The organism is Kocuria kalidii (assembly GCF_044462225.1).
In the GTDB taxonomy this organism is placed as follows: Bacteria; Actinomycetota; Actinomycetes; order Actinomycetales; family Micrococcaceae; genus Kocuria; species Kocuria kalidii.
The window spans coordinates 34755-47377 of record NZ_JBISWJ010000108.1 but is presented as its reverse complement, the minus strand read 5'-3'; the positions used below and the strand labels follow the sequence as shown (position 1 = coordinate 47377).

General features: G+C 72.5%; 9 protein-coding genes. All 9 read left to right on the top strand.

Annotated features, from left to right (window positions below; translation table 11 throughout):
- Positions 1 to 42 precede the first annotated feature (42 nt).
- The 9 genes from ACH9D3_RS16055 (at position 43) to gap (ending at position 12604) form a co-directional block, all read left to right on the top strand.
- Positions 43 to 612 (top strand): MarR family winged helix-turn-helix transcriptional regulator, encoded by a 570-nt coding sequence (locus tag ACH9D3_RS16055; protein ID WP_396398306.1) that lies wholly within the window; start codon positions 43 to 45, stop codon positions 610 to 612.
- Positions 609 to 2348, top strand: a complete 1740-nt coding sequence (locus tag ACH9D3_RS16050; RefSeq protein ID WP_396411689.1) for an MFS transporter — start codon at positions 609 to 611, stop codon at positions 2346 to 2348. Before ACH9D3_RS16055 ends, ACH9D3_RS16050 begins: the two co-directional genes overlap by 4 nt.
- Positions 2349 to 2392: 44 nt before the next feature.
- Positions 2393 to 5398, top strand: coding sequence for an excinuclease ABC subunit UvrA (gene uvrA / locus ACH9D3_RS16045; RefSeq protein WP_396398490.1), 3006 nt, complete (start codon positions 2393 to 2395; stop codon positions 5396 to 5398).
- Positions 5395 to 6093, top strand: a complete 699-nt coding sequence (locus tag ACH9D3_RS16040; RefSeq protein WP_396398304.1) for an HAD hydrolase-like protein — start codon at positions 5395 to 5397, stop codon at positions 6091 to 6093. The genes uvrA and ACH9D3_RS16040 overlap by 4 nt, the downstream gene beginning before the upstream one ends.
- A gap of 14 nt (positions 6094 to 6107) precedes the next feature.
- Positions 6108 to 8156: an excinuclease ABC subunit UvrC gene (gene uvrC, locus ACH9D3_RS16035; RefSeq protein WP_396411688.1), complete on the top strand. Its 2049-nt coding sequence runs from the start codon at positions 6108 to 6110 to the stop codon at positions 8154 to 8156.
- 142 nt (positions 8157 to 8298) lie between these two features.
- A complete protein-coding gene (rapZ, locus tag ACH9D3_RS16030) occupies positions 8299 to 9225 on the top strand; it encodes an RNase adapter RapZ (RefSeq protein ID WP_396398302.1) in 927 nt (308 codons plus the stop codon).
- A 31-nt stretch (positions 9226 to 9256) separates the two neighbouring features.
- Positions 9257 to 10342 (top strand): uridine diphosphate-N-acetylglucosamine-binding protein YvcK, encoded by a 1086-nt coding sequence (locus tag ACH9D3_RS16025; RefSeq protein ID WP_396411687.1) that lies wholly within the window; start codon positions 9257 to 9259, stop codon positions 10340 to 10342.
- 45 nt (positions 10343 to 10387) lie between these two features.
- Complete coding sequence (gene whiA, locus ACH9D3_RS16020) at positions 10388 to 11368, top strand: DNA-binding protein WhiA (RefSeq protein WP_396398300.1); 981 nt, start codon at positions 10388 to 10390, stop codon at positions 11366 to 11368.
- Positions 11369 to 11599: 231 nt separating this feature from the next.
- Positions 11600 to 12604: a type I glyceraldehyde-3-phosphate dehydrogenase gene (gene gap / locus ACH9D3_RS16015; RefSeq protein ID WP_396398299.1), complete on the top strand. Its 1005-nt coding sequence runs from the start codon at positions 11600 to 11602 to the stop codon at positions 12602 to 12604.
- Positions 12605 to 12623: the final 19 nt, after the last annotated feature.

Below are 12623 nucleotides of genomic sequence, written 5' to 3'. Positions count from 1 at the left end.
TCGTCGTCGTCCACCCGCAGGCCCGATCCCGAGGAGCCCCCCGTGCCCGTCTCCCACGACACCGCCGTGGAGCTGGTGCGCGACCTGCTGGAGCTGCAGCGGGTCATGAAGCGCGTGACCAAGACCGACGCCGGCCAGCGCCGGCTCAACCCCACGGCCATCGCCCTGCTCTACTACCTCGCCGGCAGCGGCGCCCGCCGGGCCACGGTCATGGCCTCGGAGACCGGGCTCGGCCCCTCGGGGCTCAGCCGCCAGCTCGCCGGGCTGGAGGAGGCGGGCCTCGTGGAGCGCTCGCCGGACCCCGAGGACGGGCGCGCCGCGCTCGTCGCCATCACGGAGCGGGGCCGGGAGCAGGCCCGGGCGGTGCTCGAGCAGGACGCCCAGCGTCTGGCCGTGCGGCTCGAGGACTGGGACGAGGACCGGGCCCGGGCCAGCCGCGGGGCCATCAACGAGATCACCTCCGTCTTCCTGAGCTCGCTCGGCGAGGAGCGCACCACCTCCTGCCCGGGCCACGGGGAGGACACCGCCCCGGAGCACCGGGACACCACCGACCGCGAGCACACCGACCACGAGCACACCGACCGCGAGCACGAGGAGGGAACCACCGGATGAGCGACCAGCAACCGACCGCCGCACCGGGCGGGGGGACCGGCGCCTCCCACCAGGACGTGCTGCGGGCGCTCACCGGCATCCTCGCGGTGTTCTTCATGGCGATGGTCACGCTCACGATCATCGGCACGGCCCTGCCGGTGATCATGGCCGACCTGGGCGGCGACCAGACCTCGCTGTCCTGGACGGTCACCGGCACCCTCCTGGCCAACGCCGCGACCACCCCCGTCTGGGGCAAGCTCGCCGACCTCTTCGACAAGAAGAAGCTGCTGCAGCTGTCCATCGTGATCTTCGTGCTCGGGTCCGCCATGGCGGGGCTGGCGCCGACCATCGAGTTCCTCATCCTGGCCCGCGTGGTCCAGGGCGTGGCCATGGGCGGGATCATGGCCCTGGCCATGACCATCATGGGCACGATCATCCCGCCCCGCGAGCGCGGCCGCTACGCCGGCTACATGGGCGCCACGATGGCCGTGGCCACCTCCGCGGGGCCGCTGCTCGGCGGGCTGATCGTGGACCTCTTCGGCTGGCGGTGGGTCTTCCTCATCCCCGCCCCGCTGGCGGTCCTCGCCGCCGTGCTCGTGCACCGCACCCTGCGGATCCCGCCGCAGGCGCCGCGGACGGTGCGCATCGACTGGCTCGGCATCGTGCTGCTGGTCGTCTCCGCCTCCGCGCTGCTGCTGTGGGTGTCCCTGGCTGGCCAGCCCGGGATGTTCGGCTGGGTCTCGCCCGTCTCCGCCGCGCTCGTGGCCACCGCCCTCGTCGGCACCGTGCTGTTCGTCCTCGTGGAGCGGCGCGCCGCCGAGCCGGTCCTGCCCATCCGGGTGGTCACCGAGCGCACCACCGCCCTGGCCATCCTCGCGGCCATCGCCACCGGCGGGGCGATGTTCGCCTCGACCACGTACCTGGGGCAGTACTTCCAGCTCGGCCAGGGCTTCAGCCCCACCGCGGCCGGGATGCTCATGCTCCCGCAGGTGTTCGGCTCCCTCGTGGGCGCCACGGTCGCGGGCCAGCTGATCACCCGCTACGGGCGGTGGAAGATCATCCTGGTGGTCGCCGCCGTGCTGATGTCCACGGGCCTGTTCCTCGCCGCGACCCTCACGCACGACACCGCCCTGTGGGCCGTGAGCGTCTTCATCTTCCTGGTGGGCCTCGGCATCGGGGCCCTGAACCAGAACCTGGTCCTGGCCGTGCAGAACACCGTGGGTCTGAAGGACATGGGCGCGGCGTCCTCGTCGGTCGCCTTCTTCCGCACCATGGGCGGCGCCGTGGCGGTGGCCGTCTTCGGCGCCCTCATGAGCTCCCACCTCGCCGGGCAGCTGGCCGCGAGCACGCGCGCCCGGGGCGGGGACCCGGCCGCCGTGGACAGCTCCACCATGGACCTGGAGTCGCTGCCGTCCTCCGTCGAGGGCGTCGTGCGCGAGGCCTACGGCACGGGCACCGGCCTGGTCTTCCTGGTCGCCGCCGTCGCGTCCCTGGTGACCCTGGGCGCGGTGCTCCTCATCAAGGAGGTCCCGCTGCGCCGGACCGTGGACATCGTCGAGGTCGACCCGGCCACGGGCCGGCTCACGGTCGTCACCCGCACCGTGGACGCCCGCGAGGTCCGGCGCCGGCAGCAGCAGGACGGGGCCGGCCGGGACCCGCAGCAGACCGGTCCGCTCCCGGACGACCCAGCCCCGCCCGCGGCCGCCCGGGAGCCGGTCCGCGAGGACACCCCGACCGGCCCCGTGGACCGGGTGTGAAGCGGCCCACGGCCCCGGCCACGATGTCCGGGCCCGGTACTAGAGTGGAGGGCGTGTCTGAGCCGATCCCCACGTCCACCCTGGTCATGAGTCCGTCGACCGAGCCCTCCGAACCCCTCGACGGTCCGGTGACCGCCACCGGCGCCCGGACCGCCCACAAGTCCGACCTCACCGAGATCGTCGTGCAGGGCGCGCGCGAGCACAACCTGGCCAACGTCTCGCTGACCGTGCCGCGGGACGCCATGGTCGTGTTCACGGGCCTGTCCGGCTCCGGGAAGTCGTCGCTGGCCTTCGACACGATCTTCGCCGAGGGCCAGCGCCGCTACGTCGAGTCGCTGTCCTCCTACGCCCGGATGTTCCTGGGCCGGGTGGACAAGCCGGACGTCGACTTCATCGAGGGCCTGTCCCCGGCGGTGTCCATCGACCAGAAGTCGACCTCCCGCAACCCGCGGTCCACGGTCGGGACGATCACCGAGATCTACGACTACATGCGCCTGCTGTGGGCGCGCGTCGGCCACCCGCACTGCCCCGAGTGCGGCGAGGCGATCGAGAAGCAGACCCCGCAGCAGATCGTGGACCAGCTCCTCGAGATGCCGGAGCGGACCCGCTTCCAGGTGCTCGCACCCGTGGTCCGGGAGCGCAAGGGCGAGTTCGCCGACCTCTTCCAGGAGCTGACCGCGAAGGGCTTCTCCCGCGCCACCGTGGACGGCGAGACGGTCCAGCTCTCGGACCCGCCCAAGCTCAAGAAGCAGTTCAAGCACACCATCGAGGTGGTCGTGGACCGGCTCGTGGTCAAGGAGGGCATCCGCCAGCGCCTGACCGACTCCGTCGAGACCGCGCTGGGCCTCGCCGAGGGCCGCGTCGTCGTCGAGCTCGTGCCCCGGACGGACGAGGAGATCGCCCACCCGCTGGAGCTGCGCCGCCCGTTCTCCGAGAACCTCGCGTGCCCCAACGAGCACCCGCTGCAGGCGGACGAGATCGAGCCCCGCTCGTTCTCCTTCAACGCGCCGTTCGGCGCGTGCCCGGAGTGCGACGGCATCGGCTCGCGGCTCGAGGTCGACGAGGAGCTCGTGGTCCCCAACCCCGACCTGTCCCTCGTGGAGGGCGCGATCGCCCCGTGGTCGCTGGGCAAGGCCACCAGCGAGTACTGGAACCGGCTGCTCGCCGGGCTGGGCCAGGAGCTCGGCTTCGACCTCGTCACCCCGTGGGGCAAGCTGCCCGCCAAGGCGCGCAAGGCGATCCTCGAGGGCAAGGACTACCAGGTCACCGTGGCCTACCGGAACCGGTTCGGGCGGGAGCGCCGCTACACCCAGGGCTTCGAGGGCGTGATCGGCTACATCAAGCGCAAGCACGCCGAGACGGAGTCGGACAACGCCAAGGACCGGTACGAGCAGTACATGCGCCAGGTCGCCTGCCCGGCCTGCGACGGCGCGCGCCTGAACCCCACCATGCTCGCCGTGACCGTGGGCGGGAGGAACATCGCCGAGACCACCCGCATGCCCATGCGCGAGGCCCACGCGTTCTTCCGCGACCTGCAGCTGAGCACCCGCGAGACGAAGATCGGCGACCAGGTGCTCAAGGAGATCCAGGCCCGCCTGACGTTCCTCGTGGACGTGGGCCTGGACTACCTCAACCTCGAGCGCGCCGCGGCGACCCTGTCCGGCGGCGAGGCCCAGCGCATCCGCCTGGCCACCCAGATCGGGGCCGGGCTCGTGGGCGTGCTCTACGTCCTGGACGAGCCGTCGATCGGGCTGCACCAGCGGGACAACCGCCGGCTCATCGAGACCCTCACGAAGCTGCGGGACATGGGCAACACCCTGATCGTGGTCGAGCACGACGAGGACACCATCCGCGAGGCCGACTGGATCGTGGACGTCGGCCCCGGTGCCGGCGAGCGCGGCGGGCGCGTGGTGCACTCGGGGACCTACGAGGAGCTGCTGGCCAACGAGGAGTCGATCACGGCGGACTACCTCTCCGGGCGCCGGGCCATCCGGGTGCCCGCCCAGCGGCGCGCGGTCGACCGCAAGCGGATGCTCAAGGTCGTGGGGGCGCGGGAGAACAACCTGCGCGGCATCGACGTCTCCTTCCCGCTGGGCGTGCTGACCGCCGTGACCGGGGTGTCCGGATCCGGGAAGTCCACCCTGGTCAACGACATCCTCTACACGTCGCTGGCCAACAAGCTCAACGGGGCCAAGCAGGTCCCGGGCCGGCACAAGCGGATCGACGGCGTGGACCAGCTCGACAAGGTCGTGCACGTGGACCAGAGCCCGATCGGCCGGACCCCGCGCTCCAACCCCGCCACGTACACGGGGGTCTTCGACCACATCCGCAAGCTCTTCGCCGAGACCCCCGAGGCCAAGGTGCGCGGCTACCAGGCCGGGCGGTTCTCCTTCAACGTCAAGGGCGGGCGCTGCGAGGCGTGCTCGGGCGACGGCACGATCAAGATCGAGATGAACTTCCTGCCGGACGTCTACGTCCCGTGCGAGGTCTGCAGGGGGGCCCGGTACAACCGGGAGACCCTCGAGGTGCACTACAAGGGCAAGACCATCGCCGAGGTGCTGGAGATGCCCATCGAGGAGGCCGCCGAGTTCTTCAAGGCCTTCGGCCCGATCGCCCGGCACCTGAACACCCTCGTGGACGTCGGTCTGGGCTACGTGCGGCTGGGCCAGCCCGCCACGACGCTCTCCGGCGGCGAGGCCCAGCGCGTGAAGCTGGGCTCGGAGCTGCAGAAGCGCTCCAACGGCCGCTCCATCTACGTCCTCGACGAGCCCACCACCGGTCTGCACTTCGAGGACATCCGCAAGCTGCTGCTCGTGCTGCAGGGGCTCGTGGACAAGGGCAACACCGTGATGACCATCGAGCACAACCTGGACGTCATCAAGTCCGCCGACTGGGTCGTGGACCTCGGCCCGGACGGCGGCTCCGGCGGCGGGCAGGTGGTGGCCGAGGGCACCCCGGAGCAGGTCGCCCGGAACACGGGCAGCCACACCGGCCGGTTCCTGGCCGAGGTCCTCGGCGGGCACCCCGTTCCCGCGGGGGCCGCCCGATGACGGCCCCGGTGGTGCTCTGGGACCTCGACGGCACGCTCCTCGACCCGGCCGGGGCCATCACGGGCGGCATCGCCCGGGCGCTGGCCGAGCACGGGCACGCGGTGCCCGAGGACCTGCGCCGCTTCGTGGGACCGCCCGTGGGCTTCTCGCTCCGAGCCTTCACCGACGTCCCGGAGGAGGAGGTCCCGCGCGTCGTCGCCTCCTACCGGGCCCGCTACCGGACCGAAGGGCTCGCGCAGACCCGCGTCTACCCCGGGGTCGAGGAGCTCCTCGAGGTCCTGCACGGGGCCGGGGTGCGGATGGCCGTGGCCACCCAGAAGCCCGAGCCCACGGCCGAGCTCGCCGTCGAGCGCTTCGGGCTGAGCCGGTGGTTCGAGACCGTCTCCGGCGCCTCGGACGACCTCGCGGTCGCGCCGGCGCACCCGGAGCTCGCCCACGACAAGCCCGCGATCATCGCCGAGGCCCTGCGCCGGCTCGGCGTGGACGCCCCGGACCCCGCGCGCACGGTGATGATCGGGGACCGCAGCTACGACGCCGAGGGCGCAGCCGCGCACGGCATCGACTGCCTCGGCGTGGCGTGGGGCTTCGCCGCCGAGGGCGAGCTGGGGACCGGGTTCGCGGCCGTGGCCCGGGACGCGGCCGAGCTCGGGGAGCTGCTGGCCCGGTACACCTCCCCGGCCCCGACCGGCCGCTGAGGGGGAACCGGACCGTGGCCGATCCGGAGAGCTACCGCCCCGCCCGCCAGGACATCCCGACCGCCCCGGGGGTCTACCGCTTCCGCGACGAGTACGGGCGCGTGGTCTACGTGGGCAAGGCCAAGAACCTGCGCAACCGGCTGAGCTCGTACTTCGCCCCCCTGCACGCCCTCAGCCCCAAGACCCGGGCGATGGTCACGACCGCGGCCGGCGTCGAGTGGACCGTGGTGGGCAGCGAGTTGGAGTCCCTGCAGCTCGAGTACACCTGGATCAAGGAGTTCCGGCCCCGGTTCAACATCGCCTACCGGGACGACAAGTCCTATCCGTACCTGGCGGTGACGATGTCCGAGTCCGTGCCCCGGGCCCAGGTGGTGCGGGGGGAGAAGAAGAAGGGCAACCGCTACTTCGGCCCCTACTCCCAGGCGTGGGCGATCCGCGAGACCCTCGACGCCCTGCTGCGCGTGTTCCCCGTCCGCACGTGCTCCAAGGGCGTCTACCGGCGCGCCGAGCAGTCCGGGCGCCCGTGCCTGCTCGGCTACATCGACAAGTGCTCCGCCCCGTGCGTGGGACGGATCTCGGCCGAGGACCACTACGCCCTCGCGGAGGACCTGTGCCGGTTCATGGCCGGGCATGCCACCCCGTTCATCAAGGAGCTGCAGCGGCAGATGCAGGACGCCGCCGCCGCCATGGACTTCGAGACCGCGGCCGCGCGCCGGGACGACATCGCCGCGCTGGAGAAGGCCTTCGAGCGCAACGCCGTGGTGCTCTCCGACAGCACCGACGCGGACTTCTTCGCCCTCGCGGAGGACGAGCTGGAGGCCGCCGTCCAGGTCTTCCACGTCCGGGGCGGACGGATCCGCGGCCAGCGCGGCTGGGTCACCGAGAAGGTCGAGGAGGCCGACGGCGGACGGCTGCTCGAGCAGCTGCTCGAGCAGGTCTACGGGGACACCGCCACGGACGCCGCCGAGAGCGCCGAGGCGGCCGCGCCCCCGTCCCCGGGCGGATCGAAGCACCGCCCCTCCGCGGAGGCCGCCTACCGCGAGGACGCGATCCCGCGCACCGTGCTCCTCTCCGAGCCGGCCGACAGCGCCGACCGGCTCGAGGAGTGGCTCTCCGGGCTGCGCGGGTCCCGGGTCTCGATCGCCGTCCCGCAGCGCGGGGAGAAGGCGCACCTCATGGAGACGGTCCAGGAGAACGCCCGGCAGGCCCTGAAGCTGCACAAGTCCCGGCGTGCCGGGGACATCACGACCCGCTCCGCGTCCCTGCAGGAGCTGCAGGAGGCCCTGGACATCCCCGTGCCGCTGATGCGCATCGAGTGCTACGACATCTCCCACGTGCAGGGCACCAACGTCGTCGCCTCCATGGTCGTCTTCGAGGACGGGCTGCCGCGGAAGGCGGAGTACCGGAAGTTCTCGGTCACGGGGGATGCCGCGCGCGACGACACGGCGTCGATGTACGACGTCATCTCCCGGCGCTTCCGCCGGCACCTCGAGGAGCAGGCCGAGCGGCAGGCCGCCGGACCGCGCACCGGGCAGGTGGACGCCCGGGCCGAGGTGCCCGAACGGGCCCGGTTCGCCTATCCGCCCAGCCTCGTGGTGGTCGACGGCGGGCCCCCGCAGGTCGCCGCGGCCGCCCGCGCCCTGGCCGACCTGGGCATCGAGGACGTCCACGTGGTCGGCCTGGCCAAGCGGCTCGAGGAGGTGTGGGTCCCGGACGACGAGTTCCCCGTGATCCTGCCGCGCGCGAGCCAGGGACTGTACCTGCTCCAGCGGATCCGCGACGAGGCCCACCGCTTCGCCATCACCTTCCACCGCAAGAAGCGCTCCTCCGCCATGACGGTCTCCGTGCTCGACGAGCTGCCCGGGGTCGGGCCCGCCAAGCAGAAGGCGCTGCTGAAGCACTTCGGCTCCGTCAAGAAGCTCCGGGCGGCCCGCGTGGAGGAGATCGAGCAGGTGCCCGGTTTCGGGCGGGCCCTGTCCGAGAAGGTGGCCGCGGCGCTGCAGGCCCGGGACGAGGACGCCGCTCCCGCGGTCAACATGACCACGGGAGAGGTGCTCACCTGATCCGGGGAGCCCGCGTGGCCGGACCGCGGTCCGCCCCGGACTTCGTTAGGCTGGGGCGGGACCGCCGCGCGGGCCCCGCGGCGGCGCGGCCGTGGCAGGTGCGCAGCTGGCACGGGGCAGGACGACGGGAGACGGAGCGGACATGAGCGAGCACACCGCCGGGGCGGACGTCGAGACGGCGGGCGCACCGGACCACGAGAAGCCGACCAGCTCGGAGCTGCTCGTCGTCACGGGCATGTCCGGGGCGGGGCGCAGCACCGCCGCGAACGCCCTCGAGGACCTCGGCTGGTACGTCGTCGACAACCTGCCCCCGCAGATGCTGCACACCCTCGCGGACCTCGTCTCGCGCACCCCGCAGGCGCTGCCCAAGCTCGCCGTGGTCATCGACGTGCGCGGCAAGGCCCTCTTCAGCGACATGAGGGAGACGCTGGCGGCCCTCGAGGCCTCGGACGTCGACTTCTCGGTGCTGTTCCTGGACGCCGCCGACGACGTGCTGGTCTCGCGCTACGAGCACCAGCGCCGCCCCCACCCGCTGCAGGCCGGCGGCCGGATCCTCGACGGCATCCGCGCCGAGCGGGCCCTGCTGACGGACCTGCGCGACTCCGCCGACGTGGTCCTGGACACCTCCGGCTTCAACGTGCACGCGCTGTCCCGGGCCGTGGCCGACCTGTTCTCCACCAACGGGCCCGTGGTCCTGCGCCTGACCGTGCTCAGCTTCGGCTTCAAGTACGGGGTGCCCGCGGACGCGAACTACGTGGCCGACGTCCGCTTCATCCCCAACCCGCACTGGGTCCCGTCGCTGCGCCCCCGCACGGGCAAGGACGACGAGGTGCGGGACTACGTCTTCCAGGACGACGGCCCGCGACAGTTCGTCGACCGGTTCGTCGCCATGCTGGAACCCGTCTTCGCGGGATACCGTACGGAGAACAAGCACTACGCCACCATCGCGATCGGCTGCACCGGCGGGAAGCACCGCTCCGTGGCCGTGAGCGAGGAGGTGGCCCGCAGGCTCGCCAAGCTGCCGCTCGTGACCGTCAACATCCAGCACCGGGACATGGGCCGGGAGTGACCGGCTCGCCCTCACCCGCATTGGACCCCCGATGACCCTCCCTCCCACCGGCGCCTTCCCCCGGCTGCCCCTCGGCAGCGGCGCCGACGCCGACCCCCACCACTCCCCGGACCCGTCCGCCCGGCGGCCCGGGGGCGGCAGCCCCTCCGTCGTCGCCCTCGGCGGCGGGCACGGGCTCGCCGCCAACCTCGCCGCCCTCCGCCGGATCACCCCCGTGCTCACGGCCGTCGTGACGGTGGCCGACGACGGCGGCTCCTCCGGCCGGCTGCGCGACGAGCTCGGCGTCCTGCCCCCGGGGGACCTGCGGATGGCGCTCGCCGCGCTGTGCGACGACTCCGAGTGGGGACGCACATGGCGCGACGTCATGCAGCACCGGTTCAGCTCCCTCGAGGGCCGCTCCACGACCCTGGACAACCACGCGCTGGGCAACCTGCTCATCGTCACCCTCTGGGAGCTCCTGGGGGACCCCGTGGCGGGCCTCGAGTGGGCGGGCGCCCTGCTCGGCGCCCGCGGCCGGGTGCTGCCGATGTCCACGGAGCCGCTGGTCATCGCCGGCGACGTCCCCGACGTCCCCGACGTCACGGACCGCGCCGGCCGCTGCTCCCCGGGTGCCGCCGGCACGGTGCGGACGATCACCGGGCAGGCGCTGCTGGCCAAGCAGGCCGACGTGTGCAACGTCCGCCTGGTGCCCCCGGACGCCCCGGCGTGCCCGCAGGCCGTCGAAGCGGTCGGAACCGCGGACTGGGTGGTCATGGGGCCGGGATCGTGGCACACCTCGGTGCTCCCGCACCTGCTGCTGCCCGAGCTGCGCGAGGCGATCTGCGGGTCGCGGGCACGCCGCTGCGTGACCCTCAACCTCTCGCCGGACACCGAGACCCGCGGCAAGACGGCCGCCGACCACCTGCGGGTCCTGCAGGCGTACTGCCCCGACCTCACCCTGGACGTCGTCCTGGCCGACCCCACGGCCACCGAGGACGGCGCCGACCTCGAGCAGGTCGCCCGCGGCCTGGGCGCCGAGGTCTTCTACGCCGGGGTCCGGGCCCACCCGGGGACCGCCGTGCACAACACGCTCCGGCTCGCGGCCGCCTACCAGGAGATCTTCGAGCGCCACCGCTGAGCGGCGCCGACCCCACACCCCCGTCATCCCCAGGAAAGGAACCGCGTGGCCCTGACGTCATCGGTCAAGGAAGAACTGTCCCGCCTCGAGATCAAGAGGTCCTCGGAGCGGCGGGCCGAGCTGTCCGCCCTGCTGCGCTTCGCGGGCGGACTGCACATCGTCTCGGGACGCATCGTCGTCGAGGCGGAGGTGGACTCCGGCGCCACGGCGCGCCGGGTGCGCCGCGCCGTGCACGAGGTCTTCGGGCACGAGAGCGAGGTCGTGGTCGTCTCCGGAGGAGGACTGCGGCGCGGCAGCTCCTACGTGGTGCGGGTCGTCGAGGACGGTGAGGCCCTCGCCCGGCAGACGGGCCTGCTCGACTCGCGCGGACGTCCCGTGCGGGGGCTCCCGCCCGCCGTGGTCAACGGGGCCGTGGCCGACGCCGAGGCCGTGCTGCGCGGGGCCTTCCTCGCCCACGGCTCTCTCACGGAGCCCGGCCGCTCCGCCGCGATGGAGTTCACCTGTCCCGGCCCCGAGGCCGCCCTCGCGCTCGTGGGCGCCGCCCGCCGGTTAGGCGTGCTCGCGAAGGCCCGCGAGGTGCGCGGGGTGGACCGGGTGGTCGTGCGGGACGGGGACGCGATCGCCGCGCTGCTCACCCGGATGGGGGCGCACCAGACGCTCCTGCAGTGGGAGGACCGGCGGATGCGCAAGGAGGTGCGCGCCACGGCGAACCGGCTCGCGAACTTCGACGACGCCAACCTGCGCCGCTCCGCCCAGGCCGCGGTGGCCGCCGGGGCGCGGGTCGAGCGGGCCTTGGAGATCCTCGGGGACGAGGTGCCCGAGCACCTGCGCCAGGCGGGGGAGCTGCGGCTGTCCAACAAGCAGGCCAGCCTCGACGAGCTGGGCCGGCTCGCGGACCCGCCGCTGACCAAGGACGCCGTGGCGGGCCGGATCCGCCGCCTGCTGGCCATGGCCGACCGCCGGGCGGAGGAGCTGCACCTGCCCGGCACGGACACCGGCGCGGACGGCGACGCCCTGCCCTCCTGACCTCCCGGCCGGCCGGGGCGACCGCCCGGAGGCTCCCGTCCGCGGCGGCACCGGAGAGCCCACATCCCCGGCCGTGGCTTTTCGACGGTCTGCGCGGTCAAATGTGGTTTTATGTGGTTTTACAGATCAATAGCGGATGAATCTTTCACGACCCCAAGACATCCCATGGATAACCACGTAGAATGAGGACCGGTTCATCGATCCAGATCCCGACCAACACAGGAGAACCCAGTGACCATTCGAGTGGGCATCAACGGCTTCGGACGCATCGGACGCAACTTCCTCCGCGCGGCGCGCGAGCAGGGCGAGAACATCGAGGTCGTGGCCGTCAACGACCTCACGGACCCGGAGGCCCTGGTCCACCTCTTCAAGTACGACTCCATCATGGGCCGGTTCCCCGGCGAGGTCACCCTCGACGGCGACACCATGACCGTCGACGGCCACGAGGTGAAGTTCCTGGCCGAGCCCGATCCGTCCAAGCTGCCCTGGGGCGAGCTCGGCGTCGACGTCGTCGTCGAGTCGACCGGCCGGTTCACCAACGGCTCGAAGGCCAAGGCCCACCTCGACGGCGGCGCCAAGAAGGTCGTGCTGTCCGCCCCCGGCAAGGAGATCGACGGCACGTTCGTGCCGGGCGTCAACCTCGACGACTACGACTCCGCGTCGATGAACATCGTCTCCGCGGCCTCGTGCACCACGAACTGCCTCGCCCCCATGGCCAAGGTCCTCAACGACGCGTTCGGCATCGAGCAGGGCCTGATGACCACCATCCACGCCTACACCGCGGACCAGAACCTGCAGGACGGCCCGCACAGCGACCTGCGCCGTGCCCGTGCCGCCGCCCTGAACATGGTGCCGACCACCACCGGCGCCGCCGCCGCCGTGGGCCTGGTCCTGCCCGAGCTCAAGGGCAAGCTGGACGGCTTCGCCGTGCGCGTGCCCGTGCCCACCGGCTCCGTCGTGGACCTCACCTTCGACGCCCAGAAGGAGGTCACCGTCGAGTCGGTCAACGCCGCCATGAAGGAGGCCGCCGAGGGCCCCATGCAGGGCATCGTCAAGTACACCGAGGACCCCATCGTGTCCTCGGACATCCAGGGCGACAGCATCTCCACGATCTTCGACGCGCCGCTGACCAAGGTCATCGGCAAGCAGGTCAAGGTCATCGCCTGGTACGACAACGAGTGGGGCTACACCTCCCGTCTGGTCAACGTCGTCTCCCACGTCGGCGGGCAGCTCTGAGCCTCGGCGCGGCACCGGT